This is a genomic window from Mumia zhuanghuii (genome assembly GCF_042681565.1).
Taxonomy (GTDB): domain Bacteria; phylum Actinomycetota; class Actinomycetes; order Propionibacteriales; family Nocardioidaceae; genus Mumia.
Genome location: NZ_JBHUFT010000003.1, coordinates 189,812 through 215,223, shown reverse-complemented (window position 1 = coordinate 215,223; position 25,412 = coordinate 189,812). Strand labels below are relative to the sequence as shown.

Sequence of the window (25,412 nt, the reverse complement as noted above, 5' to 3'; positions counted from 1 at the left end):
CGAGGCGTACGAGGTCGCGAACTGCGCGCCGATGTGCGCGACGAGCTCGACGGGCTCGGCGAGGAACTGCGTGAGACCGACGATCGCGATGAACTGCCCCAGCGTCAGCTCGCCGTCGAGCGCGCGCAGCCCGGCGACGAGCGCGACGGCTGCCAGCAGCACGCCGCTGAGGGCCTTGGTGATGGCGCCCATCGCGCCCCAGCCTCGTACCGTCCCCACGGCCGCACGCTCGGCGCCACGGCTCGACCGGCGGTAGCGCTCGCTCGCCGCGCGCTCCGCACCGATGCCCTTCAGCGGGCGGATGCCCTGGACGAGGTCGGTCGCCATGCCGGAGGCCTCGGCGACGGCCTGCTGCTCGGTGCTGAAGCGGCGGGCGAGGAACGGGCTGATCAGCTGCGAGAGCCCGACGGCGGTCGGCACCCCCACGAGGACGACGACGCCGAGGACGACGTCGATCGAGAGCAGGTACGCCGCGGCCGCGATGAGGACGACCGTCGAGCTCACCGTGAAGCCGATCCAGCGGACGACCAGCGTGGCCGCCTGAGCGTCGCCGGTCGCGATCGACAGCGTCTCGCCCGGCAGCATCCCCGTACGGGCTCCGCGCGGGTGCAAGACGTGCGCGGCGACCTCCATGCGCAGGGCGTGCTCCTCGCGCTGGACGACGTTGAAGGCGATCCGGGCGCCAAAGCGGTAGGAGTAGCTGAGCGTGCCCATCAGCAGGCACAGGCCGGCTGCGCCGACGACGAAGGCGGTGGTGTCGCTGGGCGCGATCGCGCGGTCGATGATGACACCGATCAGGATCGGCACGAGCGCCTCGCTGAGCTGCCACACGCACAGCAGGGCGAACGAGGCGCTGAGGCGACCGGTGTTGCGGCGCACCATGCGCCGTACGATCCCGCCGCCGGTCAGCGGCCTGCCCTCAGCCATGGAGTGTGGGGATGACCGTCGGGAGGCGGTCGACCGGGTCGGGGAAGACGTGGGCCGAGAGCCCGAACGCCTTCGCGAGGAGGCCTGGCTCGATGACCTCGGCGGGAGTGCCCTGCGTGACCACGTGCCCGTTGTCGATGACGACGAGGTGGTCGCTGTAGCGGGCGGCGAGGTTGAGGTCGTGGAGCACGACGACGATCGTGCGGCCGGTATCGCGGCGCAGCCGGACGACGAGGTCCATCACCTCGACCGCGTGCGCGAGGTCGAGGTGGGTGGTCGGCTCGTCGAGGAGGAGCAGGTCGGTGTCCTGGGCGAGTGCCATGGCGATCCACGCGCGCTGGCGCTGGCCGCCCGACAGCTCGTCGAGGGCGGAGTCGGCAAGCTCCTCCACGCCGGTCGCCGCCATGGCGTCGGCGACGATCCGCTCGTCCTCGGCCGACCACTGGCGATACCAGGGCTGGTACGGCTGCCGCCCGCGCGCGACCAGGTCGCCGACGCTCATGCCCTCGGGCGCGACCGGGCTCTGGGGGAGGACAGCCATCGTCCGGGCGACCTCGCGCGGCTTGATCGAGGACAGCGGCTCCCCGTCGAGGAGCACCTGGCCCTTGTGCGGACGCAGCAGGCCCGCGAGCGTGCGCAGGAGCGTGGATTTGCCACAGCCGTTGGGCCCGATCACGGTCGTGACCTGACCTGCCGGGATGTCGAGCGTGATCCCGTGCAAGATGTCGCGACCGCCGTAGCCGGCGACCACGCCCTCGGCGCGGAGCGGACTAGACACTGGTTCTCCGTACGTAGCGGATGAGCAGGAACATCAGAGCAGGCGCGCCGATCACCGCGGTGACGACCCCCACCGGGAGCTCGACGGGGAGCCGCTGCGCTGCCTGGTCGGACACCAGCACCACCGCGGCACCGACCAGGCCGGCGGCCAGCGGCGTCGGACCCGCCGTGCCGAACAGGCGCAGAGCAGCCTGCGGCGCGACGAACGCCACGAACCCGATAGGACCGGCGACCGCGGTCGCTGCCGAGACCGCCACGACGGCGAGCGCGACCGCGTATGCCTCCGCGCGTGCCGGTCGGGTCCCCAACGACGCGGCCACGTCGCGGCCCAGGCGAAGGGCGCCGAGGTCGCGCGACAGGACCACGCTGCACGCGGCGGCCAGCACGACGACGGGCAGCAGCAGCCACAGGTCCGCCGTGCGCACCCCCGACAGCGACCCGGTCAGCCATCGCGTCGCGACCGCCGCGCTCTCCAGGTCGGCACGCATGAGGCCCCACGAGACCAGCGCCAGGGCGATCGCGTTCACGCCCAGTCCCACCAGAACCAGGCGCATCCCGTCGAAGCCGCCCCGCCAAGCCAGGCCCACGATCGCTGCCGTCGTCAGCAGGCCGCCCGCGATCGCGGCCGGAGCGACGAGCGAGACCGTGGCGGTGCCCGTGATCGTCTCGACGAGCCACGGTTGCGTGATGACGAGGACGGCCGCGGCGCTCGCGCCCGCCGTCACGCCGAGCAGGTCGGGCGTCGCGATCGGGTTGCGTGTCACGGTCTGGGTGAGCGCGCCGCTCAGGCCGAGGACGAACCCGACGAGCACGGCCACCACCGCCCGTACGAGACGGCGGTCGATCACGACCAGCTCGTCCACCCGCGACCCCTCGCCGAGCAGCGTCGCCCACACTCGCGAGGCGGGTAGGTCGAGCGTGCCGGTGAACACCGCGAACAAGGTCGTCCCCACCAGCACGGCGACGACGCCCACGCCCCACAGCGCGGCCCGGCGGCGTACGAGCATGCCGAACGGGCCGAACCGGACGCCCGCCCGCGCGCTCACAACGCGGTCCTGACGCGCGCTCACAGCGCGACCAGCCTTCGGCGCCGTGTGATCGCGATCAACAACGGAGCCCCGACCACCACGACCACCACACCTGCCTGGAGCTCGCCGGGCGGCGCGGCGACGCGCCCGAACGTGTCGGCCGCCGTGAGGACGACGGCGCCGATCAGCGCCGCGTACGGCACGAGCCAGCGGTAGTCGTGCCCGCTCAGCACCCGCGCGACGTGCGGCGCGACGAGGCCCACGAACGCGATCGGACCACACACCGCGGTCGCCGCGCCCGCCAGCATCGTCACGCCGGCGATCCCGACCACGCGCGCCCGGCGTACCCGCGTCCCCAGCGCCTGGGCGACGTCCTCACCCAGCGCGAGGGCGTTGAGCGAGAACGCGTTCGCGGCGGCCAGCACGAACCCGACGCACGCGATCGCGAGCAGCGGCACCGCGAGGTCGAGGTCACGGTTCGAGACCGCGCCGACCTCCCAGAACCGCAGGACGTCCAGCGTCTGACGGTCGAGCAGGATCAGCGCCGAGGTGAGGGCGGACAGCAGCGCCGCCATCGTCGTACCAAGGACGGCGAGCATCACCATCGCGCCTCGGCGCAGGCTGCCCAGGCCGAGAAGGAAGACCACCGCCGACACCGTCCCCGCGCCGACCAGCGCAGCGACGACCGTCGCTCCCCTCGCCTCGACGCCGAAGACGAAGACCAGCACCGCGACGCCGAACGTGGCCCCGGCGTTGACTCCGAACAGCCCCGGCTCGGCGAGCGGGTTGCGGGTGTGGCCCTGCATGAGCGCTCCGGCGACACCCAGCGCCGCCCCCGCGACGAGCGCGAGCACCGTACGGGGAAGCCGCTGGGAGGTGATCACCGTCGCATTGTCGGAGTCGACGTCGCTGAACAGTGCGCCCAGCACCTCGCCGAAGCCGATGGTCCTGCTCCCGACCGCGAGGCTGACGACGGCGGCCACGACCGTCGCGGCTAGCAGGGCGACGGCCAGTGCCGTGTGGCGTCCGGCTGGCGACCCGGGAGATGGCGTCCTCACTAGCTTAGGTTAGCCTCACCAATCATCGAATGATGCGACCGGGTGCGAAGCCGGTCGAGGACGAGGAGTGACATGCGACCCAGAAGCTCTCTCAAGACGGTGGCCGCGCTGCTGGCCGCCTCGGCGCTGGCCGTCTCCGGCTGTGGCGGGGGCGACGACGAGGCTGCCGCCGGCGAGGGCGAGACCCGGACGGTCGAGTCGTCCTTCACGGGCGAGAAGATCGAGATCCCGACCGAGCCGAAGCGCGTCGTCGCGCTCTGGCGGACCGGCGCGATGCTCACCGAGCTCGGTGTGAAGCCCGTCGGTCAGCTCGAGGCCGAGCTGATGGCCGAGGAGATCCCGGCCGAGCAGTTCGCGGAGGTGAAGGACACCCCGGTCATCGGCAGCTGGGAGGGCATCGACGTCGAGAAGGTCATCGAGGCCGACCCCGACCTCATCATCGGGATGGACAACGGCGGCCTCGGGATCGACTACGAGGCGATCTCGGAGGTCGCGCCGACCGTGATCCTCAAGATCGCCGAGCCGACCGACGTGTGGGACAACTACCCGGTTGTCGCCGACCTGGTCGGCAAGACGACGGACTTCGAGGAGCGGGACAAGGCGCTGAACGAGAGGCTCGCCGCGATCAAGGACCAGTACGGTGACGCGCTGGCCGATGCGAGCGCCACGTCGCTCGGCTACTCCGAGTCCGTCCTCTACGTCGACACGAGCAAGTCGCTCACGTACCGCCGCCTCGAAGCGGCCGGCTTCGGCTACAACCCGACCTACACCGACAACCCCGAGCGCTACTCGGCCGAGCTCGCGACGGAGAACCTGCCGAGCCTGAACACGAGCAACGTGCTGCTCTACGACACGGGGCTCGGGGGTGAGGTCTCTGCGGAGAACGAGAAGCTCCTCGCGATGCCGTCCTGGAAGCGTCTCCCCGCCGCTGCGGCCGGGCACGCGTACCCGCTGACCTCCGGCACGATCTACACGTTCGAGGCGGCCGACCGGCAGGCAGCCGACATCGCGAAGGTGGCTGAGGCGTATGCCGCGGCGCAGTGACGCGGTGGCACTCGAGGGGCCGGTGCTCGAGGACGTCGAGCACCCCATCGGGGCGCGCGAGCTCGAGGTGCTGCGGCGCGAGCAGCTCACGCCCCGCATGGTGCGGCTGGTGCTCGGGGGCGACTTCGCCGGCACGAGCTGGGAGGCGAGGACGCCCGACGAGCACGTGAAGCTCGTCTTCCCCGACCCCGACACCGGCGTGACGCGCCACCCGGTCCCCGACGGCGACCATCTCGACTGGCCCCGGCCCTTCCCGCCCACGCGGGAGTACACGGTGCGCCGGTACGACGCGGAGGCTGGCGAGGTCTGGATGGACTTCGTCGTCCACCCTGGCGGACTCGCGTCGGACTGGGCGCAGTCGGTCGAGCCGGGGGACCGGCTGTGGGTCGCCGGGCCGCGCTGCGGCCACGCGACGCCCGACGCGTTCACGTACCGCGTGATCCTCGCCGACCACACCGCCCTGCCCGCGGTCGCACGGATGCTCGAGGAGCTGCCCGGGGGCGTCCGTGCGCGGGTCGCGGTGCTCGTCCCGGATGCCGCTGAGCAGCAGGAGCTTGCCGTACGCGACGGGGTCGAGGTCACCTGGCTCCACGAGGACGACGGCACGGGCGCGGACGGCTTCGGTCCGTTCCTCGCTGCGCTCGACCTGCCCGCGGACGAGCCGTGGACGCTGTGGGCCGGCGGTGAGGCCGGGCTGCTCAAGCCCGTACGCCGGTGGGCCAAGGGGCACGGCCTCGTCAACGGCGCGACGGCCGACATCTCCGGCTACTGGAAGCAGGGTCGGAGCAACGCGGTCACGACGCGCCGGATGATCACGCACCGCCTGAAGCACGCGCTGCACCTCGACGACGACTGAGCGCCCGGCCCTCTGGCCTCCGGTTTGCGGGGTCGTCGGGGTCAGGGCAGCAGGATGCCGCGCAGCCGGGAGACCTCACGCATGCGCTGCTCGGCGATGCGGTCGGCCGCCGTCGAGGGCGCGATGCCCTCGTCCTTGGCGCGGTGCAGCACGTCGAGCGTGGTCGCGTGGATCCGGGTCGCACGCGCCTTCGCCCGCTCGAACGAGAATCCCTCGAGCTCGTCGGCGACCTGGATCAGCCCGCCTGCGTTGACGCAGTAGTCGGGCGCGTACACGACCCCCCGGTCGGCCAGCAGGTCCTCGGTGCCGGCGTGCGCCAGCTGGTTGTTGGCGCCGCCGCACACGATGCGCGCAGTCAGCACGGACACCGTCTCGTCGTCGAGCGCACCGCCGAGCGCGCACGGCGCGTACACGTCGAGCGGCTCGCGGACCAGCGCGGCCGTGTCGGCGACGGCGCGCACGCTCGGGTGAGCGGTGCGCACGCTCTCGATGGCCGCAGACTTGACGTCGGTCACCACGACGTCGGCGCCGTCGGCCACCAGGTGCTCCACGAGGTGTCGCCCGACCTTGCCGATACCGGCGACACCGACCGTACGGCCCGCAAGCGAGGGGCTGTCCCAGACGAACTCGGCGCAGGCCCGCATGCCCTGGAACACGCCGTACGCGGTGAGCACCGACGAGTCGCCGGCACCGCCGTGCGCGGTCGTCCGCCCCGTCACGTACGACGTCTCGCGCGCGATCACGTCCATGTCCTCGGGGAACGTCCCGACGTCGCACGCCGTGTAGTAGCGACCGTGCAGCGACTCCACGAACCGCCCGTACGCCCGCAGCCTCGCCTCGGACTTGTCGCGCTGCGGGTCACCGATGATGACGGCCTTGCCGCCGCCGAGATCGAGCCCCGCCAGCGACGCCTTGTAGGCCATGGCGCGAGAGAGGGCGAGCACGTCGGCGAGGGCGGCGCTCTCGCTCGCGTAGGGATAGAAGCGGGTCCCGCCGAGCCCCGGGCCGAGCGCCGTGGACCACACGGCGACGATCGCCTTCAACCCGCTCTGCTCGTCCTGGCAGAACACCACCTGCTCATGGCCGCTGCCGAACGGAGACACCTGCAGACCGCTCACGCCCCACCTCCACATTCCTCGTCGATCACACCGCGTCGTGTGTCCACTCTAGGAGTGCCCGTCCGGATGCGGTGGCGTGACAGGGGTGGTACGAATTCTGCGACGTTCGGTTACATCTCGGTACGTATTCGCCGTGCCCTCTCGGTTCCAAAGGGCGGGTTTGGCATCATTCAAACCATGGATTCGCACTCCCCCGATGCGGAACGCCTTCTTACGCCGTCCGAGGTCGCCAAGATGTTCCGAGTTGTGCCCAAAACCGTCACGCGGTGGGCCCAAGCAGGCAAGATCAGCTCGATCCGGACTCTCGGCGGCCACCGTCGATTCCGCGAGGCGGAGGTCCGTCGCCTCCTTGAGGAGGGATTCGGCCCAGAGGACGAGAGCCGCGCGAGCTGAGCAAGCACCTTCTAGGCTGAGCGAGCCGGGCGAGGGGTCGGGGGACCTCGAGGCCAGGCAGAGTCAGAGGAGATGCGTGATGGCTGACGACAGACTTACGCGACGGATCGTGATCGCGTGCGTCGTACTCGGTGCTGCGACCGGCGGGCGCTCGACGCTCGGGCCGGTGGTCGCGCGCATGTCGACCGGCAATCGGTCGACATGGTCGCGTGCTGCTGCCCTCAGCGGCGTCGCGGCGGAGCTGGTCGGCGACAAGCTGCCGCGCACGCCGAGCCGCCTGAAGGCCGCCCCGTTGGCGGGTCGCGTCGCGTCGGGCGCCTTGACGGGCTCGCTGCTTGCTGGGAGCGGAGGCGTGAGTCGTCTCGTGCCCGCTGCAGTCGGTGCGGGTGCTGCGCTGGCCGGCTCGTACGCGGGCGCGGCGTGGCGAGGTGCCTGGGCACGCACGGGCCGTCCCGACCTTCCTGCAGCGCTCGCCGAGGATGCCGTCGCGGTGGGGCTGGCCTACGCCGGCTACCGCGCGCTGCGTCGTTGAGGCCTGCGGGCACGGGCCCTGGGTAGTCGCCGTACGTACGGCGGGCCGGCGACTGTGTGCCGAAACGACGATTCCCCGGCCGTGGGCCGGGGAATCGTGGTGGTGGCCAGGGCCGGGGTCGAACCGGCGACCTTCCGCTTTTCAGGCGGACGCTCGTACCAACTGAGCTACCTGGCCGTCTGCCTCGTCAAGACTCTCGCCTCAAGAAGCAGCCCGGGAGCACCCGGGCGAGCCTTACTATACAAGGCGCGCCCGGGGCGGGAGAAACCGGTTCGGGTCAGGCGACGGTGATGACCCGCGACTCGTCGAGGCGGGGGAGTCGATCCATGTACGCGTCCTCGGCGGGGTGGCCGATGTTGACCACGACGAGGGTCTTCTGGGCGGTTCCGCCGAAGAACTCCGCGTCGATGCCGGCGGCGTCGAAGCCGGTCATCGGTCCCGCGTACAGGCCGGCGGCGCGCAGACCCACGATGAAGTAGCCGATCTGGAGGCCTGCGTTGAGCGTGGCCATCGAGGCGCGGCCGTCGACGTTGCCGTGGAGCATGTCGCGGATGCCCGGCGCGTGAGGGAACACCTCGGGGAGGTTCTCGTGGAAGTCGACGTCGCTGGAGAGGATCGCGACGAGCGGTGCGGCGCCGGTCTTGGCGCGGTTGCCGTCGTTCATGTGCGGCAGGAGGCGCTGGCGCGCCTCGTCACTGGCCACGAGGGTGATGCGCAGCGGCTGGCTGTTCATCGCGGTCGGGCCGTACTTCACGAGGTCGTAGACGGCGCGGATCTCGTCAGCGGTCACGGGCTCGTCGGTGAAGGCGTTCGCGGTCCTGGCCTCACGGAACAGGAGGTCCTGTGCGGCGGCGGGCAGCGTCAACTCGGGGAGTGTTGCGGTCATGGTTGTTGAAACGGCAATCATTAAAGGTGTGTTCCGCAACGACCTGTGGGAAGGGTCACCGTGGAACGACGAAGGTCCGAGCCGCCGGATGGCTCGGACCTTCGTGGATGGCGACCCTGACGAGACTCGAACTCGCGACCTCCGCCGTGACAGGGCGGCGCGCTAACCAACTGCGCTACAGGGCCAGATCTTCAGTTGTCACCGCTCAGCGGTGCGAGCACCACTTTAGCGGACGCCCCAAGCGGCTCCAAAACGGGGGGTCCCCTTTGAGTGGTGGTACCCCCTACGGGATTCGAACCCGCGCTACCGCCTTGAAAGGGCGGCGTCCTAGGCCGCTAGACGAAGGGGGCGCCCCGCCCCGTTCGCCACGGTGCGGACGGTTCATCGTACGGGCAGCATCGTCCGGGTGCCAAAGCCGGGGACGGGGTGTGGGGGCACTCCGGCACACTGGGGCTCGTGATCGACATGTCGCCGGACCGCTTCGCCGAGCTCGTCGAGCAGGCCTTCGACGCGCTGCCTGAGGACCTGACCGGGCTGCTCGAGAACGTCGTGCTCCTCATCGAGGACGACGCCCCCGACGACGACCCGACGCTGCTCGGCCTCTACGACGGCATCCCTGTCACCGAGCGGACCTCCGCGTACGGAGGGGTGCTGCCGGACCGGATCACGATCTACCGCAACCCGACGCTCGCGATCTGCGACGTCGAAGAGGACGTGATCGAGGAGGTCGGGATCACCGTCGCCCACGAGATCGCGCACTACTTCGGCATCGACGACGACCGGCTGCACGAGCTGGGGTACGCATGAGGGGTTTCGACAGGCTCAACCAGCGGCTGGGTTTCGACAGGCTCAACCAGCGGCTGGGTTTCGACAGGCTCAACCAGCGGCTGGGTTTCGACAGGCTCAACCAGCGGCCCGCTCGTGTGATCCGTGCCGACGAGCGGAACGAGACACGGCGCGACGGCATCACGACGCGGCACTCGTTCTCGTACGGGGACCACTACGACCCCGACAACGTCGCGTTCGGTCCGCTCCGCGCGGTGAACGAGGAGCGCCTCGACCCGGGTGCCGGGTATGCCAGCCACCAGCACAGCGACGTCGAGATCGTCACCTGGGTGCTCGACGGGGCGCTCGCGCACGAGGACTCAACGGGCACACGTGGCGTGATCCGGCCCGGTGAGGTGCAGCACGTCAGCGCCCGCACCGGTGTCGAGCACACGGAACGCAACGCGTCGGAGACCGAGCCGCTGCGCTTCCTGCAGATGATGGTCGCGCCCTCCGCCGACGAGCTCGCGGATCCCGACCCCGGCGCGCCCACGTACCGGCAGTGGGACCTCCAGGGTGCGCGCGGCTACCTTCTCGACGTACTGCGGCTGCGCGACGGCGTCACGCTCCACGCCGCGTTGCTCGACGTGGGCGACGTGGTCGCGCTCCCCGAGGACGGCCTGGTCTACCTGCAGGTCACGCGGGGTTCTGTCGACGTGGCCGGGACCGTGCTCGACGCGGGTGACGCAGTCCGCGCGTCCAGCGCGGGGCCGTTGGGGGTGAAGGCGCTCGCGTCGTCCGAGATACTGGCGTGGCACTTCGCTGAGCCCGCACCGGCACCGAACCAGGAGCACCCCTGATGGCCACCGTCCTCGTCCTCAACGGCCCCAACCTCAACCGCCTCGGCCTGCGCGAGCCGACGATCTACGGCGACCGGACGTACGACGACCTGGTCGCGCTGTGCCACGCGGCGGGCGCCGAGCTTGACCTCACGGTCGAGGTGCGGCAGACCAACAGCGAAGCCGAGATGATCGGCTGGCTCCACGACGCCGCCGACGCCGGTCACCCCGTCGTCATCAACGCCGGCGCGTGGACCCACACGTCGGTCGCCATCCGCGATGCCGCGGCGATGCTCACCGCGCCGATGATCGAGGTGCACATCTCCAACGTGCACACGCGCGAGGAGTTCCGGCACCACTCCTACCTGTCGGGCGTCGCGACCGGCGTGATCGTCGGGCTGGGGTTCGAGGGCTACGTCGCGGCGCTGCGCTACGTGGCGTGATCTTGACAATCGGGACACCCGTATAGCGGGTGTCAGGGGTCGTGCATACCCTGAGGTGCGTGAGCGACCTCGTGGGACACGCGACACACGAAGACGCCGTGCGCAGGCTCAAGGCCTCGTACGACGCCATCCCTGGCGGTGCACCGGTGCGGCTGGCCAAACGCACCACCAACCTCTTTCGCCCTCGGGACGCGACCGACGCCCCCGGCCTGGACGTCTCGGGCCTGACGGGCGTGGTGAGCGTCGACATCGACCCCGCCACCGGCGAGGCCACCGCCGACGTCCAGGGCATGTGCACCTACGAAGACCTCGTGGCGGTCACGCTGGCCCGCGGCTACATCCCGTACGTCGTGCCGCAGCTGCGCACGATCACGCTCGGCGGTGCGGTCACCGGTCTCGGCATCGAGGCCACGTCTTTCCGCAGCGGGCTGCCGCACGAGTCTGTCGTCGAGATGGACGTCTTCACCGGCGCCGGCGAGGTGGTCACGTGCAGCCGTGAGGAGCACAGCGACCTGTTCCTCGCCTTCCCCAACTCGTACGGGACGCTCGGCTACACGACGCGCATCCGCATCCTCCTCGAGAAGGCGCCGCCGTTCGTGCGCCTGCGTCACCTGCGCTTCGACGACCCGGACTCGGCGGCCGACGCGATCGCACGGATCGTCGACGCGCGAAGCCACGACGGCGTACGGGTCGACGCGATCGACGGGACGGCGTTCTCGCCCGGCGAGGTGTTCCTGACGCTGGCGGAGTTCACGGACGAGCCACAGCAGGTCAGCGACTACACCGGACAGCAGATCTACTACCGCTCGATCGCCGAGCGGACCACCGATGCGCTGACCATGGCGGACTACCTCTGGCGCTGGGACACCGACTGGTTCTGGTGCAGCGGCGCGTTCGGTGCACAAAATCCGTTGATCCGGCGGGTGTGGCCACGGAAGCATCGGCGCAGTGACGTGTTCCAGCGGATCGTCGGCCTCGACACCAAGTACGCGATCGCCCACAAGCTCGACGTGCTCAAGCGCAACGGCATCGAGAAGCGTGAGCGGGTCATCCAGGACATCGAGGTCTCCGTCGACCGGCTCGCGGAGTTCCTCACCTGGTTCGACGAGGCGGTCGGCATGCGTCCCGTCTGGCTGTGCCCGCTGCGGCTGCGCGAGCCAGGTGGCCCTGGCAGCGCGACCCGTTGGCCGCTCTACCCGCTCGAGCCGGGCACGACGTACGTCAATGTCGGGTTCTGGGGCACCGTCGCGGTCCCTGGCGACGCACCGGCGGGCCTGGTCAACCGCCGTGTCGAGCACAAGGTCCACGAGCTGGGCGGCCACAAGTCGCTCTACTCGGAGGCGTTCTATGACGCGGAGACGTTCGCCGACCTCTACAACACCCCGCACCTCACCGAGGTGAAGACCACCTACGACCCCAAGGACCGGCTGACCGGACTGTACGAGAAAGCGGTGAAGCGTCGATGACTGTGACGACCAGACCCACCATGACGATCGGCGAAGCGCTTGAGGTCCTCTTCCAAGGCGATGACCTCGCCTTCCACTTCGAGGCGTACGACGGCAGCTCCCTCGGCCCGCCCGACGCGACCATCCGGGTGCGTCTGGAGAACGAGCGCGGACTTTCGTACATCATGAGCGCACCCGGCGACCTCGGGTTCGCCCGCGCCTACGTCACCGGCGACCTCGTCATCGAAGGCGCCCATCCCGGCGACCCGTACGACGCGCTGGTGCTGCTCATGGAGAAGACCCGGCTGCGCGCGCCGAGCGTGGCCGACACGCTGAAGGTGGTCCGGGCGCTGGGCGTCTCCCACCTGCTCCCGCCGCCGGCCCCACCGCAGGAGTCGCTGCCTCGTTGGCGTCGAGCGCTCGAGCACCTCCGCCACTCCAAGGCACGCGACGCCGAGGTGATCCACCACCACTACGACGTCTCCAACCGCTTCTACGAGCTGGTCCTCGGACCGTCGATGACATACACGTGTGCCGTCTTCCCCAAGGCCGATGCGAGCCTCGAGGAGGCGCAGTTCGAGAAGTACGACTTGGTCTGCCGCAAGCTCGATCTCCAGCCCGGGCAGCGCCTGCTCGACATCGGGTGCGGGTGGGGCGGCATGGTGCGCCACGCGGCCAAGCACTACGGCGTGACGGTCATCGGTGCGACCCTGTCCGAGCAGCAGGCGCTCTGGGCCCAGGAGGCGATCGCGCGCGAGGGGCTGTCCGACGTCGCCGAGGTGCGGTTCTCCGACTACCGCGACATCACCGAGACCGGATTCGACGCGATCAGCTCGATCGGCCTCACCGAGCACATCGGTGTCCACAACTACGCGTCCTACTTCGGGTTCATCCGCGACCACCTCAAGGTCGGCGGCCGGCTGCTCAACCACTGCATCACGCGGCCGGACAACCGGGCGCGGGCGACAGCGGGACAGTTCATCGACCGGTACGTCTTCCCCGACGGCGAGCTGACCGGCTCCGGGCGCATCATCACGTCGGTGCAGGACGCGGGGCTCGAGGTGCAGCACGAGGAGAACCTGCGGCTCCACTACGCGATGACGCTGCGCGACTGGAACCGCAACCTCAAGGACAACTGGGACGAGGCCGTCGCCGAGGTGGGGGTCGGCACCGCCCGGGTGTGGGGGCTCTACATGGCCGGCTCGCGGATCGGCTTCGAGCGCAACAACATCCAGCTCCACCACGTGCTGGCGACCAAGACCGCGCCTGACGGTTCGAGCGACTTCCCGCTGAGGCCGACCTGGGGGAGCTGATCCGGCGGTACGCTCACGGGCGTGACGGACTCCTCGGACCTGCCAGGCAACGCGACAGCGCACGACGTCATCGGCGTCGTGCGCTTTCGTCTCGAGCGGCTTCCTTCGTACGAGCAGCGCTTCGCCCGAGCGATCCGGGCGTACATGTTCTCTCTCGCTGCCGTCCTCTTGGTGGCGCTCGGCATGCTTGCCCTGGTCCCGGTGCTCGGACTCGTGGCGCTGTGGCTTTCGGTGCTGCTCCTGATGGTCGGCGTCGTGCCCGCCTACGCGCTCGTCTCTTCCCGTCGCTTCCGTGCGGGCCTGCCACGCGTTGGCGGTCCGGACGTGGCGTTGGCCGTACGACGCTCCGGCATCGACGTCTCGTGGCCCGACCTGGGCCCCGCACGGCTCGCGTCCTTGACGTGGGGCGACCTCACGAACCTCGGTCAGCGTGGTCCCCTGCGCGGCACGTCGGTGCTGCGGATCCGGACGCACCGCAGGCCTGCCGGGTCGTGGACGCGCGTCGCCTACCTGCCGCAGGACCTTCTCGACACCCCGATCGACCTGATCGTGCGGGACGTGCAGGCCCTCGTCGGTGGCGCGGTGCGCACCTGACGCACGCCCGTACGAACGGATCTTGAGGGATTGTGCCCAGTCCGTGGGCGCAATCCCTCAAGACCTGTCAGGCGGTCGGGACCAGCTCGCGCTCGCCCGTCCGCTCCGGGCGACGCAGGGCGCCGAGGCGCTTGTCGAGCAGCACCAGCGCCGCCGGCAGCAGGACCAGCCGGACGATCGTGGCATCGACCAGGATCGCGACCGAGAGCCCGACGCCCATCTGCTTCATCTCGAGCATCGACAGCGTGGCGAAGACGGCGAACACCGACACCATCACCGCAGCCGCGCTCGTGACTACGCTCGCCGTCTCCCGGACTCCGTACTCGACCGCGAGCCGCGTCGACAGTCCGCGGCGCATCCCCTCACGCACGCGGCTCATCACGAAGACGTGGTAGTCCATCGAGAGCCCAACCAGGATCACGAAGCAGAACAACGGCACCCAGTCCACGAGGAAGCCCGGCGACGTGAAGTTGAGCATCCCTTCGGCCCAGGTGTTCTGGAAGACCAGCGTCATCACGCCGAACGCGGCGCCGACGGAGAGCAGGTTGAGGCCCGTCGTGAGCAGCGCGACCGTCCCGCTGCGGAACACTGTCCACATCATCAGCATCGTCAGGAGCAGCACGAACCCGACGACGAGCGGGAGCGCGTCGCGCTGGGCGTCCTGCGAGTCCATCGTCTCGGCGACGTCGCCGCCGACGACCCACTTGACCCCGTCGAGATCGTCGAGTGCGGCCGGGATCGCGGTCTCGCGGAGCGCGGTGACCGCGTCCTCGTTGCCCTCGTCGCCCTCGTGACCGACGGCGGTCAGCCGCAGGACGGAGGTGCGCCCGTCGTCCGAGACCACGACCGGGTTCGCGTTGGCGGCGAGCCCGTCTGACTGCGCCTGGGCTCCCAGCGACTCGAGCGCGGTGCTCACCGCAGCCGTGTCGGCGGAGTCACCCCGCGCGACGACCTCGAGCGTCGGACGCTCGGCCGGGAAGTGCTCCTGCACCTTCTGGAACGTCGCGACGGCCGGCAGGCCCTGCGGGAGGGTGTCGATCGTGCCCTGGTGCAAGGTCATGCCGAGCGCGGGAGCCGAGAGCGCGACGAGTGCGCCGAGGGACACGGCGAGCGATGTCTTCGGGTGCGCCAGGACCGGGTTGATGAGGCGCTTGCTGATGCCGCCCGTCCCGATGCGGCGGTTGAGGCGCCACAGGCCGGGGACACGCGGACGGTCGACCCAGCGGCCGAGCTTCGCGAGCAGCGCCGGCAGCACGGTCACGGACCCGACCATCGCCACGGCGACGACGAGCATCGCGCCGATGGCAAGACCGGCGAAGACGGTGTCGCGGGTCAGGAGCAGACCGGACATCGCGACGATCACGGCGAAGCCGGCGACGATGATGGCGCGCCCGGACGTCGCCGCGGCGATCTCGATCGCGTCGATCGTGGTGGCACCCTTGAGCCGCTCCTCGCGCTCGCGCTTGAGGTAGAACAGCGAGTAGTCGACGCCGACCGCCATGCCGATCATGAGGATCACGCTCGCGACCGTCCCCGAGTCGGGCACGAGCACGGACACCACCGCGTACAGGCCCATCGCGGTCAGCACGCACGAGAACGCGAGCGCGACCGGGATCGCGGCGGCGATCAGGGCGCCGAACGCGACGATCATGATGAGGAACGTGATCGGCAGGCTGCGCATCTCACCGGAGGAGAGGTCCTCACCAACACGCTCGTCAACCTGCGTCCCGATGGACTCGCCGCCGGTCTGCGCGATGTCGAGGGCGGGGTTCGCCGCGGCGACCTCGGCCGTCGAGTCCTGCAGCGCCTCGACCGTGGAGTCGAGGTCGTCGACACCCTTCTCGAGCGTCAGGGGTACGAGCATCGCGGAGCCGTCCTCGGCCCACACGGGCGGCCCGACTGCCTCGACGTGTGCGACGCCCTCAGCGCCGACACGCAGCGACTCGTACGCCTGCTCGGCGGCCGTACGATCGAGCGTTCCGCTGTCGGCGGTGATCAGGACGACCTCGCTCGGCGCCTGCTCGAGCCCGGCGTCGCGGATCATCTCCGCCGCGCGGCCGGACTCGCCGATGCCGTAGTCGTCGTCGGACATGCTCTGCATCGGCACCACGGCCATGAGCGCGATCGCGCCGACGACCAGGGTCAGCCACAGCCCGAGCGCGCGCCACGGATGGGTCGCGCTCCAGCGAGCGACACGCACGACCGGCGAGCGGCGCGTGGGACGAATGCCCTGCCTGTGCGGAGGTGGTGCGGTGGTAGTCATAATGACCTCTCGGTTCGTCTGGATCCGTCGCTCATGACGATTCCGTCTCGCGCGCTCCGGATCAGGGGGGCGAGGTCCCGGACCGAGGTGGTGCTAGGTCCACTGTCCGCAGCGCGACGTCGACGCACAGTGGGAGCATGACGACGACAGCGGACCCAGGAGTGACGATGAGCTTGTCCACGGCGATACCCGAGACGTACGCCCCGTCCGGGCGAACGTCACGGTTCGCGCTGACCGGGCTCGCGCTGGTCTATCTCGTGCTGGGGATCCCGACGCTGGTCACCTTGATCGTGATCACCGTGGCGATCCCTCTCGGCGTCCTCGGCGTGGGGCTGGCGGTGCTCGCGGCATTCGTCCCGTTCCTGCGCCAGCTGGCCAACGTGCACCGCTACTTCGCGTCGCAGGTGCTGCGGACGACGGTCGTGAGCCCGTACCACGAGCGTGAGTCGAGCGGCGTCAAGATCCTCGTGAAGGACTGGGCGCGTGACCCCGCGCGATGGCGCGATCTCGGCTGGGCCTACGCGTCGTCGACGATCGGCTGGATCCTCTCGCTGATCCCGGTTGTGCTCCTGCTCGGTGTCATCTGGTACTTGATCTTCCCGTTCATCTACTGGGTCACGCCCAAGGGCGTCTTCGACATGGAGCTGGGTCTCGTGCAGATCGACGACCAGGCCTCGTCGTTCTCGATGTGGATCCTGGCGGGGATCGTGGCCCTCATGTGGTGGTTCCTGACGCCGCCGGTGAGCCGGTTGCGCGCTCGGATGGACCTGGCTCTGCTGTCCCCGACGCGCGCCGAGCTGGAGAAGCGTCTCGCCGAGGTGTCGGCGTCCCGTACGGAGACGATCGACCACTCCGCTGCCGAGCTGCGGCGCATCGAGCGCGACCTGCACGACGGAGCACAGGCGCGGCTCGTATCTCTCGGGATGAGCCTCGGGCTCGCCGGGCAGCTCATGAGTACGGATCCAGACGCGGCCGCACGCCTGATCGAGGAGGCGCGGGCGACCACGACCTCCGCTCTCGGTGACCTGCGGTCGGTCGTGCGGGGGATCCATCCGCCGGTGCTTGCCGACCGAGGGCTCGTCGGGGCCGCACAGGCGCTCGCGCTCGATATCGCGGTGCCGACGTCGTTCGCGGCGGTGGTGCCGGGACGGGCGCCGGAGCCGGTGGAGACCGCGATGTACTTCGCGGTCGCCGAGGCGCTCGCGAACGTGGTCAAGCACGCGCACGCGAGTGCCGCCTCGGTCGACCTCTCGTACGACGGTGAGCGGCTGCGCGCGGTCGTCGCGGACAACGGCAGCGGTGGTGCGGACCCTGCTGACGGGACGGGTCTTGCGGGGGTGGCTCGCCGATTGACAGCGTTCGACGGCACGATGGTGGTCGAGAGTCCCCGCGGGGGACCGACCGTCGTCACCATGGAGCTGCCGTGCGCGTTGTCATCGCCGAAGACCTCGCCCTCCTCCGGGACGGCCTGACGCGCCTGCTCGAGGCGAACGACTTCACGGTGGTGGCGGCGGTCGACAACGCGCCGTCGCTCGCCAAGGTGCTGCGAGAGGTCGACGTGGACGTTGCGGTCGTGGACGTGCGGATGCCCCCGACGTTCACCGACGAAGGGTTGCGGACGGCGATCGAGGCGCGTGCCCTGCGGCCGGGGCTGCCCGTGCTCGTGCTGTCGCAGTACGTCGAGCAGCTGTACGCTCGCGAGCTGCTGTCGTCGGGCGAAGGGGCGGTCGGCTACCTGCTGAAGGATCGTGTGGCTGACGTCGAGCGGTTCGTCGACGGCGTACGGCAGGTGGCCGCCGGCGGCACGGTGCTCGATCCGGAGGTGGTGTCGGTGCTGCTGTCGAAGGCAGCCGCGAACCGTCCGGTCGACAGGCTCACCGACCGCGAGCGCGAGGTGCTCGGCCTGATGGCTGAGGGACGCTCCAACGCGGCGATCGCGGCGCGGCTGTTCGTGACGGAGAAGGCGATCTCGAAGCACACCAACTCGATCTTTGCCAAGCTCGACCTCCCGGTCTCGGAGGACGACAACCGTCGCGTACTCGCCGTCCTGGCATATCTCCAAGGCTGACCCCCTCCCGGGTCACTCTCTGCGCGCCGCGGGTCACTGTCTTGCGCTCGCGGGTCACTATGCGCGCGACGACGATGGGGCCATGAGTGGCGAGACCCGTACGTACTGGTTCGTGCCGTTTCGTGTTCGGGGCACGGAGAACCTCGAGGCGTGGTTCGAGGAGATGGCGCGTCAAGGGTGGGTCGCTGACCGCTTGGGCTTCCTCAGCGCCGTCCGGATGGAGCTGAGGTGGCGCAAGGGCGGGCGGAACTACCGCTATGTGATCGACCCGCGGCGCTTCCCTGACGCGCCCGAGGACTCGCTGATCGCCTCGGCAGGATGGGAGGACGTCGGCACGCTGAACGGCAAGGACGTCTGGCGCGCCCCGTACGAGGGTGCGCGGCCCGACCTGTTCGTCGACGAGTGACCCGGGGCGGCCAGAGAGTGACCCGGGGCGGCCAGAGAGTGACCCGGGGCGGGCGGAGAGTGACCCCGGGGCGCTAGGAGAGGTCGACGATGACGGGGGCGTGGTCGGACGCGCCCTTGCCCTTGCGCTCCTCGCGGTCGATCGACGCACCGGTCACCCGGCCGGCGAGCGCGGGCGAGCACAGCGCGAAGTCGATCCGCATGCCCTCGCGGCGCGGGAAGCGCAGCTGTGTGTAGTCCCAGTAGGTGTACGTCCCGGGGCCGGGCGTGTGCGGCCGGGCCACGTCGGCGTAACCGGTGTCCTCGAACGCGGCGAACGCCTCGCGCTCGAGCTTGGAGACGTGGGTCTTGCCCTCGAACTTCGCCATGTCCCAGACGTCCTCGTCGTGGGGCGCGATGTTCCAGTCGCCCATCAGTGCGATCTGCGCCTGCGGGTCGTTCGCCAGCCAGCCGGCGGCGTCCTCGCGCAGCTGGCGCAGCCACTGGAGCTTGTAGACGTAGTGCGGGTCCTCGAGCGTGCGCCCGTTGGGCACGTAGAGCGACCAGATGCGTACGCCTCCGCACACCGCGGAGATCGCGCGCGCCTCGGCGGCTGCTGGGTCGCCCCAGGTCGGCATGTCGGCGAACCCGACCTGGACGTCCTCGAGGCCGACGCGCGAGATGATCGCGACGCCGTTCCACTGTGAGAGGCCGTGGTGCGCGACCTCGTAGCCCGTACCGATCAGCGGCAGCTCGGGGAACTGGTCGTCACGGCACTTCGTCTCCTGGATCGCGAGCACGTCGACGTCACTGCGCTCGAGCCACGCGGCGACGCGGTCGATGCGCGAACGGATGGAGTTGACGTTCCAGGTGGCGATCCGCATGAGTACGACCGTACCGGGAGGGTCGGACGGCTCCTCAGGTCGGCCGATCAGCCACCGGCCGATGCGTATGATCTGCCGTAAAGCCACTAAGGGACGGGAGGATCTGCGGCATATGCCCGAGCAGAGCGAAGGATCAATGACCTCGCGAGCGATCAAGGTCCTCATCGTCGATGAGCGACCGCAGACCTCGACCGCGCACGAGGAGATGCTGCGCCGCGTCGTCCAGGAGCTCGAGCGCATCGACGTACGGACGGAGTTCGCGCCGAGCCCCGATGACGCCGTGCTGCGGGTCGCGTCGGACGCGTCGCTGTGCGCCGTCATCGCCGACGCGGGCGGCGACTCCGACCAGCACGAGGCGCACGTCGACCCGAACCGCCTCGCCACCTTCCTCGCCGGAGTCCGGGCGCGCAACGCCGACCTCCCCGTGTTCGTGATGACGGGCACGCGTGGCGCCGACTCGCTCGACACGGCCGTGCTGCGCGAGGTGGACCAGCTGATCTACCTCCTCGACGACACCCCGTCGTGGATCGCCGGCCGCATCCGCAACGCGGCCGAGCGCTATCGCGAGGACGTGCTCCCGCCGATGTTCGGGGCGCTCGTCCGCTTCGCGCGCAAGCACGAGTACTCCTGGCACACCCCGGGCCACGAGGGCGGCGCCGCGTTCCTGCGCTCGCCCGCGGGCAGGGCGTTCTGGGAGTTCTTCGGCGAGCAGACGTTCCGCTCCGACCTCTCGGTGTCGGTCCGCGAGCTCGGCTCGCTGCTCGACCACTCCGGCCCGATCGGTGAGGCGGAGCGCCGCGCAGCCTCGATCTTCGGCGCCGACATGACTTACTTCGTCACGAACGGCACCTCCACCTCCAACCGGGTGCTGCACCAGGCGTCCGTCGTCGCGGGCGACGTGATGGTCCTCGACCGCAACGCGCACAAGTCGATCGAGCAGGCGGCGACGCTCACCCACGGCGTCCCGGTCTATCTCACGACGACCCGCAACCACCTCGGCATCATCGGCCCGGTGCCGCCGACCGAGCTCACGCGCGAGGCCGTCGCCGCGAAGCTCGCCGCGTCCCCGCTGGTCGAGGACGCCACCGCCGCCCCGGTGATCGCGATGATCACCAACTCCACGTACGACGGGCTGCTCTATCACGTGCCGACCGTCGAGCGGACGCTCGGCGAGCACATCGACAGGCTGCACTTCGACGAGGCCTGGTACGGGTACGCAGCGTTCCACCCGATCTATGCCGAGCGCTTCGCGATGCACACCGGCGAGCGCCCTGCGGACGGTCCGACGACCTTCGCCACGCAGTCGACGCACAAGCTCCTCGCGGCGCTGTCGCAGGCCTCGTACCTGCACGTCCGCAACGGGCGCAACCCGGTCGAGCACGACCTCTTCAACGAGGCGTACATGATGCACGCGTCGACGTCCCCGCTCTACTCGATCATCGCCTCCAACGACGTGTCGGCGGCGATGATGGCCGGACGTGGCGGGCCGTTGCTGACCGGCATCTCGATCCAGGAGGCGGTCGCGTTCCGCCGTACGCTCGCGCGGGTGGCCGCCGAGACGCCGGACGACGACTGGGCACTGGTCCCGTGGCAGCCGGAGACGGTCACGCAGCCCGACGGCGCGAAGGTGCGCTTCGAGGATGCCGACGAGGAGTGGCTCCGCTCGTCGCCGGAGCCGTGGCTGCTGCGCGAGGACGAGAAGTGGCACGGCTTCGACCTGCCCGACTCGTACGCGATGCTCGACCCGATCAAGGTCTCCGTCGTGACGCCGGGGGTGAACGAGGACGGGACCCTCGCGGAGTTTGGCGTGCCGGCGCCGATCCTGTCGGAGTACCTCGAGCAGCAGGCGTCGATCGTGGTCGAGAAGACGCAGTCGTACTCGATCCTGCTGCTGTTCTCGATCGGCGTGACACGCGGCAAGTGGGGATCGCTGGTCACGACGCTGATGTCGTTCAAGCGCGACCTCGACGTGAACCGCTCGCTGGAGCAGGTGCTGCCTGCGACGTTCGCGCGCGACCCGCGCCGCTATGCGGGTATGGGGCTGCGCGACCTCGCCGAGGAGCAGCACGCGACTATCGGCCGTACGAGGCTGCTGGCCCTGCAGCGCGAGGCCTTCGGCGCGCACCCCGTCCCGGTGACGACGCCGGCGCGAGCGTACGCGCACGTGGTCCGCGGGACCGTCGACGCGGTGCCGCTCGATGCGCTCGCCGACCGTACGCTCGCGATCGGCCTCGTCCCGTACCCGCCGGGGATCCCGCTCGTCATGCCGGGCGAGTCGGCGGGGCCGGACGACGGGCCGTTCCTCGCCTACCTGCGGGCGCTGGAGGAGTTCGACCAGCGGTTCCCGGGGTTCGAGCACGAGACGCACGGCGTGGAGGTCGTGGACGGACGGTACGTGGCGCGCTGCGTGCGGGACTGACGTCGCCGAGCGGGTGGCGCCGTCACCGGCACGAGCGCAGCGAGGCGTCGAGCGCCGACATGAGCTGCGCGGTGCGGCTCTTGCCGACCGGTGGGGCGGGATAGCGGCTCAGGACCTCGATGAGCACCGGCGTCGCCCGCTCCCGGGCCTGCACGAGCACCGCCTCCGCCGCATCGGGATCGCCGCCCGCGCCGATCTCGGCGATGCGTGCGGCGTTCGCGGCGGCACGGAGGAGGTGGCCGACCTGGTGCGCCTTGGCAATCGGGTGCAGATACGCGGCCGAGGCCGCGTCGCCGGCGGCCTGGGCGGCGAGCCGGGCGGACTCGGTGGACGCCACCTTCGCCGCACGGTGAGCGTCCATCGACGTGACGCGCTGGAGCCTGGACCGGCGGGCGCCGTTCACGAACTCCCGCGCGGCATCGAGCGCAGTGCGAGGTCGGGGATCGTGGGGGTGAGCCTCCTCGAAAACGGGAAGGACCGCTTCGGCGGTCTCGGCCACGAAGCGCGCGACGACGCGCAGCTCGTCGATGGTCAGGTCGAAGTCGCCAGTCGCCGTCGTCACGCGGTCGATCCTCTCCGAGGACGTGCGCGTACGCCAACACCCGGAGAATGAGAGCGCGAAGTGTCCGGGTGGCCCGCTAGCGTGCTGAGCATGACTCTCTCCGTGGGCATGGTCACCGTCGACAGTCTTGATGCGCTTGCGCTGGGGAGGTGGTGGGCCGAGCAGGTGGGCGGCGAGGTCGTCCAGGAGAACGAGGGCTGGTTCGTCGTCGTGGCCGTCCCCGGTGCGCCGGTCCAGCTCGCCTTTCAGAAGGTCGAGCGTCCGACGCCCGGCAAGAACAAGATGCACCTCGACCTGGTCGCGACCGACCTCGACGCCGAGGTCTCGCGGCTCGAGGCGGCCGGCGCGGACAAGGTGTCCGACCAGACTATGGAGACCGGCTTCCGTTGGGTGACCTTGGCCGATCCAGAGGGCAACTACTTCGACGTGGCACAGGCTGAGAGCTGAGCGGTTGTGTGGGGTGACCTCTGACCTAAAGTAGGTACGTACCTACGTCGGAGGTGAGTCGATGACCACGATGACCGCGCGCGATTTCAATCGCGACGTCAGTGCGGCCAAACGCGCCGCTGAGGAAGAGCCCGTCATCATCACCGACCGCGGGCGACCGTCGCACGTGTTGATGACCATCGAGGAGTACGAGCGCATCGTGGCGCCGACGCGCTCCGCCCTCGACTGGCTGGCCATGGAAGAACCGGTCGTCGACTTCGACCCCCAGCCCATGCACTTCGGGGCAAAGATCCCCGAGCTATGACCTTCATCCTCGACACAAACGTCGTCAGCGAGGTGCGATTCGGCGATCGCATGGATGCCCGGGTTCGCGCGTGGCTCGAGAACGTCCCCGATCATGAGTGCCACCTGAGTGCCATCACCGTCTTCGAACTTGCCCACGGCGTGGCAAGGATCGAGCGACTAGATAGTGCGCAGGGGCGGCGGCTTCGCGAGTGGTTCGAACGCCAGATCGTTGCGTACGAGGCGCGGATCCTCCCGATCGACCTTCCTGTCGCGCGCGAGACCGCGCGATTGCACGTGCCCGATCCTCGGCCGGAGCGCGACGCCTTCATCGCCGCCACCGCGATAGTCCACGGCATGACCGTCGTCACCCGCAGCGTCGCGGACTTTTCTCCGCTGGGCGTGCCCGTGGTCAATCCGTGGGAGTGACCACGGGCACGCTCCTCAGTCCGGCGGGGGAGCGGAGTCGACGACGTCGGTCTGGACGGAGGTGACAAAGCTCGGCTCGCCGGGCGCCAGGCCCTCGAGGTCGCCCTCGCGTGCCCACTCGCCGATATAGCGACCGGTCTGCTTGTCGAACACCATCCGCCACGACCCGGCGCCATCCCCATAGCCGATCCCGACGCCCATCCGCCCGTCGAGCGTGCGCACGTCCTCGCTCACGCGAACCCCAGGCTCCTCGGCGAGGGCCTCGAACAGCCGGGCTCGGAACGCGGCGGGGGCCAGCCCGCTTCGCAGCGCCTCGCTGTAGATCTCGCGGAAGTCGTACGCGAGCCCGGCGCCGTCGCCGCCGAACTCCTTGCGGAGTCGCGCGAGCAGAGCATCCGGGTCGCGCGGGAGCGTGGCGTACCAGTCGGGGTCGTACGTCTCGAGGTACTTCCCCTGCCCGCTCGCCTTGTTGCTCCAGCTCGGTCGCCGCCACGTCCCGTCCACCTGCCGGTAGATCGCCTGGAGCTCCTCCGAGGCGCCCGGGGTGTCCGTCCGCTCGCGGAACGTCCAGTCGGCATCGCGGTCGTATGGCACCCAGATCGTGCGGGTCCACCGCTGCTGCCATCGTCCGTGGACCCCGTCCGTCCACGACTGCTGGACGAGCCTGATCCGCAGGTACTGGCCGGGCTTCACGACCGGGTCGGACTCCGCGAGGGTCACGCGCGCTGCCCGCTCGAGCACTGCCGCTGCAGCAGGTGAGACCCCGATCCGCTCGCCGCCGACGTCGATCGTGGTCGCGCCGAGCGTCAACGCCGTCGCGACCGTGGCCGCGACGAGCCCGATCCGCCTGCGGCGACGCCGTCGTACGCGGGCGACGTCCGCACGCAGGGTCTCCGTCGTGGCGGCCCGTCGTACGGTGGCCCGTGCGGCGGCGAGCACATCGTCGCTCGCCGGTGCGACGTGGCCGGCGCGCTCGAGCTCGGTCCAAGGGTCGGCCTGGTCGGTGATCGTCATAACGGTGCTCCTTCGTCGGTCATCGGCTCTGTGCGCGACGGCACAGCGGCCGGCCCTCGTGAGGACGACGCGGTCCGGAGGCGTGTGCGCGCACGGTGCAATCTCGATCGGGCAGTGCCTGGAGCGATCGCGAGCGTCTGCGCTGCCTCGGACGGCGTCAGCTGATCCCACACGACGAGCAGCAGGACGTCGCGCTCCTCCGCTGGCAGTTGCCCCAGGGCATCGCGGAGGTCCGCAGCCGTTCGTGACGCGTCGAGCCGGGCATCGACGGCATGCCAGTCGTCGACTGCGCCCTCGACCAGCCGGCCCGCCAGGTCGTGACCGCGCCGTTCGCGTCGCAGGTGCGCGAACATGACGTGCCTCGCGATCCCGAAGAGCCACCCGATCACGCCACCCTGCGCGGGGTCGTACCGGTGGCGACCTTCGAACGCCGCGAGCCACACCTCGCTGAGCAGATCGTCGGCAGCCGCGGGCACGCGACGCGCGAGGTACGCATGGATCCGTGCACCGTGGCGACCGACGAGATCCTCGAAGCATCGCGCGTGGGAGAGCGAGCGTACGACCAGGTCCGCGTCAGAGATGTCCACGTCTCCACCGATCCGGCCCCACCGTGGGTCCTCAGACACTCCTTGCGCGAAAGAC

General features: G+C 70.2%; 27 protein-coding genes, 3 tRNA genes and 1 pseudogene. 17 read left to right on the top strand and 14 right to left on the bottom strand.

The genetic code is table 11. From position 1 onward, the window contains the following. Window positions 1–69: 69 nt before the first annotated feature. The 4 genes and pseudogenes from ACFSDF_RS06845 to ACFSDF_RS06830 all read right to left on the bottom strand — a co-directional run. Window positions 70–882: pseudogene (locus tag ACFSDF_RS06845) on the bottom strand (ABC transporter transmembrane domain-containing protein); the annotation flags it as partial. 37 nt (window positions 883–919) lie between these two features. Then, window positions 920–1,705 (bottom strand): ABC transporter ATP-binding protein, encoded by a 786-nt coding sequence (locus ACFSDF_RS06840; RefSeq protein ID WP_377156817.1) that lies wholly within the window; start codon window positions 1,703–1,705, stop codon window positions 920–922. Continuing rightward, complete coding sequence (locus tag ACFSDF_RS06835) at window positions 1,698–2,774, bottom strand: FecCD family ABC transporter permease (RefSeq protein ID WP_377156815.1); 1,077 nt, start codon at window positions 2,772–2,774, stop codon at window positions 1,698–1,700. Before ACFSDF_RS06835 ends, ACFSDF_RS06840 begins: the two co-directional genes overlap by 8 nt. Beyond that, entirely contained in the window at window positions 2,771–3,790 is a 1,020-nt protein-coding gene (locus tag ACFSDF_RS06830; RefSeq protein ID WP_377156812.1) for a FecCD family ABC transporter permease, read from the bottom strand. The genes ACFSDF_RS06835 and ACFSDF_RS06830 overlap by 4 nt, the downstream gene beginning before the upstream one ends. A 72-nt stretch (window positions 3,791–3,862) precedes the next feature. On the opposite strand from ACFSDF_RS06830, the gene ACFSDF_RS06825 reads away from it, so the two are divergent. Next, a complete protein-coding gene (locus tag ACFSDF_RS06825; protein WP_377156810.1) occupies window positions 3,863–4,834 on the top strand; it encodes an ABC transporter substrate-binding protein in 972 nt (323 codons plus the stop codon). Continuing rightward, window positions 4,818–5,690: a siderophore-interacting protein gene (locus ACFSDF_RS06820; RefSeq protein ID WP_377156808.1), complete on the top strand. Its 873-nt coding sequence runs from the start codon at window positions 4,818–4,820 to the stop codon at window positions 5,688–5,690. Before ACFSDF_RS06825 ends, ACFSDF_RS06820 begins: the two co-directional genes overlap by 17 nt. A gap of 41 nt (window positions 5,691–5,731) precedes the next feature. On the opposite strand, the gene ACFSDF_RS06815 is transcribed toward ACFSDF_RS06820, so the two are convergent. Then, window positions 5,732–6,808, bottom strand: coding sequence for a Glu/Leu/Phe/Val family dehydrogenase (locus tag ACFSDF_RS06815; protein WP_377156806.1), 1,077 nt, complete (start codon window positions 6,806–6,808; stop codon window positions 5,732–5,734). Window positions 6,809–6,985: 177 nt separating this feature from the next. On the opposite strand from ACFSDF_RS06815, the gene ACFSDF_RS06810 reads away from it, so the two are divergent. Further along, window positions 6,986–7,201 (top strand): BldC family transcriptional regulator, encoded by a 216-nt coding sequence (locus tag ACFSDF_RS06810; RefSeq protein WP_167001347.1) that lies wholly within the window; start codon window positions 6,986–6,988, stop codon window positions 7,199–7,201. A gap of 79 nt (window positions 7,202–7,280) precedes the next feature. Beyond that, window positions 7,281–7,733: a hypothetical protein gene (locus ACFSDF_RS06805; protein WP_167001348.1), complete on the top strand. Its 453-nt coding sequence runs from the start codon at window positions 7,281–7,283 to the stop codon at window positions 7,731–7,733. A 100-nt stretch (window positions 7,734–7,833) separates the two neighbouring features. On the opposite strand, the gene ACFSDF_RS06800 is transcribed toward ACFSDF_RS06805, so the two are convergent. From ACFSDF_RS06800 to ACFSDF_RS06785, 4 genes are all read right to left on the bottom strand, one after another. Further along, window positions 7,834–7,910 (bottom strand) — tRNA-Phe (locus ACFSDF_RS06800). A gap of 100 nt (window positions 7,911–8,010) precedes the next feature. Further along, the gene (locus ACFSDF_RS06795; protein WP_167249200.1) at window positions 8,011–8,619 is read right to left on the bottom strand and encodes a malonic semialdehyde reductase; all 609 of its coding nucleotides are present in this window, start codon (window positions 8,617–8,619) and stop codon (window positions 8,011–8,013) included. 108 nt (window positions 8,620–8,727) lie between these two features. Continuing rightward, window positions 8,728–8,804: transfer RNA gene (locus tag ACFSDF_RS06790), tRNA-Asp, on the bottom strand. A gap of 89 nt (window positions 8,805–8,893) precedes the next feature. Continuing rightward, window positions 8,894–8,969: transfer RNA gene (locus ACFSDF_RS06785), tRNA-Glu, on the bottom strand. Between the two features lie 115 nt (window positions 8,970–9,084). On the opposite strand from ACFSDF_RS06785, the gene ACFSDF_RS06780 reads away from it, so the two are divergent. The 6 genes from ACFSDF_RS06780 to ACFSDF_RS06755 are packed head-to-tail and all read left to right on the top strand — an operon-like array spanning window position 9,085 to window position 14,018. Continuing rightward, on the top strand, window positions 9,085–9,426 hold the full coding sequence (locus tag ACFSDF_RS06780; protein WP_167002283.1) for a metallopeptidase family protein: 342 nt from the start codon (window positions 9,085–9,087) through the stop codon (window positions 9,424–9,426). Beyond that, window positions 9,423–10,244 (top strand): pirin family protein, encoded by an 822-nt coding sequence (locus tag ACFSDF_RS06775; protein ID WP_377156803.1) that lies wholly within the window; start codon window positions 9,423–9,425, stop codon window positions 10,242–10,244. Before ACFSDF_RS06780 ends, ACFSDF_RS06775 begins: the two co-directional genes overlap by 4 nt. Further along, the gene (gene aroQ / locus ACFSDF_RS06770) at window positions 10,244–10,666 is read left to right on the top strand and encodes a type II 3-dehydroquinate dehydratase (RefSeq protein ID WP_167001350.1); all 423 of its coding nucleotides are present in this window, start codon (window positions 10,244–10,246) and stop codon (window positions 10,664–10,666) included. Before ACFSDF_RS06775 ends, aroQ begins: the two co-directional genes overlap by 1 nt. Before the next feature lie 59 nt (window positions 10,667–10,725). Beyond that, window positions 10,726–12,132, top strand: a complete 1,407-nt coding sequence (locus ACFSDF_RS06765; protein WP_243842863.1) for an FAD-binding oxidoreductase — start codon at window positions 10,726–10,728, stop codon at window positions 12,130–12,132. A 20-nt stretch (window positions 12,133–12,152) separates the two neighbouring features. Next, entirely contained in the window at window positions 12,153–13,424 is a 1,272-nt protein-coding gene (locus ACFSDF_RS06760) for a class I SAM-dependent methyltransferase (RefSeq protein WP_377156800.1), read from the top strand. 21 nt (window positions 13,425–13,445) lie between these two features. After that, entirely contained in the window at window positions 13,446–14,018 is a 573-nt protein-coding gene (locus ACFSDF_RS06755; RefSeq protein WP_167001352.1) for a hypothetical protein, read from the top strand. A 67-nt stretch (window positions 14,019–14,085) separates the two neighbouring features. On the opposite strand, the gene ACFSDF_RS06750 is transcribed toward ACFSDF_RS06755, so the two are convergent. After that, window positions 14,086–16,281, bottom strand: coding sequence for an MMPL family transporter (locus ACFSDF_RS06750; protein WP_377156798.1), 2,196 nt, complete (start codon window positions 16,279–16,281; stop codon window positions 14,086–14,088). A 137-nt stretch (window positions 16,282–16,418) separates the two neighbouring features. On the opposite strand from ACFSDF_RS06750, the gene ACFSDF_RS06745 reads away from it, so the two are divergent. The 3 genes from ACFSDF_RS06745 (at window position 16,419) to ACFSDF_RS06735 (ending at window position 18,755) form a co-directional block, all read left to right on the top strand. After that, window positions 16,419–17,753: a sensor histidine kinase gene (locus ACFSDF_RS06745; RefSeq protein WP_167001354.1), complete on the top strand. Its 1,335-nt coding sequence runs from the start codon at window positions 16,419–16,421 to the stop codon at window positions 17,751–17,753. Then, on the top strand, window positions 17,705–18,349 hold the full coding sequence (locus ACFSDF_RS06740; RefSeq protein WP_167001355.1) for a response regulator transcription factor: 645 nt from the start codon (window positions 17,705–17,707) through the stop codon (window positions 18,347–18,349). Before ACFSDF_RS06745 ends, ACFSDF_RS06740 begins: the two co-directional genes overlap by 49 nt. Window positions 18,350–18,431: 82 nt before the next feature. Beyond that, entirely contained in the window at window positions 18,432–18,755 is a 324-nt protein-coding gene (locus tag ACFSDF_RS06735) for a DUF2812 domain-containing protein (protein WP_377156796.1), read from the top strand. Between the two features lie 73 nt (window positions 18,756–18,828). Here the strand turns inward: ACFSDF_RS06735 and ACFSDF_RS06730 are convergent, their stop codons facing one another. Beyond that, complete coding sequence (locus ACFSDF_RS06730) at window positions 18,829–19,617, bottom strand: exodeoxyribonuclease III (RefSeq protein WP_167001357.1); 789 nt, start codon at window positions 19,615–19,617, stop codon at window positions 18,829–18,831. A gap of 136 nt (window positions 19,618–19,753) precedes the next feature. On the opposite strand from ACFSDF_RS06730, the gene ACFSDF_RS06725 reads away from it, so the two are divergent. Then, the gene (locus ACFSDF_RS06725) at window positions 19,754–22,036 is read left to right on the top strand and encodes an Orn/Lys/Arg family decarboxylase (RefSeq protein WP_167249192.1); all 2,283 of its coding nucleotides are present in this window, start codon (window positions 19,754–19,756) and stop codon (window positions 22,034–22,036) included. Window positions 22,037–22,058: 22 nt separating this feature from the next. Here the strand turns inward: ACFSDF_RS06725 and ACFSDF_RS06720 are convergent, their stop codons facing one another. Further along, complete coding sequence (locus ACFSDF_RS06720; protein ID WP_167001359.1) at window positions 22,059–22,598, bottom strand: putative immunity protein; 540 nt, start codon at window positions 22,596–22,598, stop codon at window positions 22,059–22,061. A gap of 90 nt (window positions 22,599–22,688) precedes the next feature. Here ACFSDF_RS06720 and ACFSDF_RS06715 point away from each other — a divergent pair, with 90 nt between their 5' ends. From ACFSDF_RS06715 to ACFSDF_RS06705, 3 genes are all read left to right on the top strand, one after another. Further along, window positions 22,689–23,045, top strand: a complete 357-nt coding sequence (locus ACFSDF_RS06715; RefSeq protein ID WP_167001360.1) for a VOC family protein — start codon at window positions 22,689–22,691, stop codon at window positions 23,043–23,045. 61 nt (window positions 23,046–23,106) lie between these two features. Next, window positions 23,107–23,349: a type II toxin-antitoxin system Phd/YefM family antitoxin gene (locus ACFSDF_RS06710; RefSeq protein WP_167001361.1), complete on the top strand. Its 243-nt coding sequence runs from the start codon at window positions 23,107–23,109 to the stop codon at window positions 23,347–23,349. Then, window positions 23,346–23,756 (top strand): type II toxin-antitoxin system VapC family toxin, encoded by a 411-nt coding sequence (locus ACFSDF_RS06705; protein ID WP_167249189.1) that lies wholly within the window; start codon window positions 23,346–23,348, stop codon window positions 23,754–23,756. Before ACFSDF_RS06710 ends, ACFSDF_RS06705 begins: the two co-directional genes overlap by 4 nt. 15 nt (window positions 23,757–23,771) lie before the next feature. On the opposite strand, the gene ACFSDF_RS06700 is transcribed toward ACFSDF_RS06705, so the two are convergent. Both ACFSDF_RS06700 and ACFSDF_RS06695 read right to left on the bottom strand, forming a co-directional pair. After that, window positions 23,772–24,770 carry a CU044_5270 family protein gene (locus ACFSDF_RS06700; RefSeq protein WP_377156792.1) on the bottom strand — a complete coding sequence of 333 codons (999 nt, stop codon included), beginning with the start codon at window positions 24,768–24,770 and terminating at the stop codon, window positions 23,772–23,774. Further along, a complete protein-coding gene (locus ACFSDF_RS06695) occupies window positions 24,767–25,357 on the bottom strand; it encodes an RNA polymerase sigma factor (protein ID WP_377156790.1) in 591 nt (196 codons plus the stop codon). The genes ACFSDF_RS06700 and ACFSDF_RS06695 overlap by 4 nt, the downstream gene beginning before the upstream one ends. Window positions 25,358–25,412: the final 55 nt, after the last annotated feature.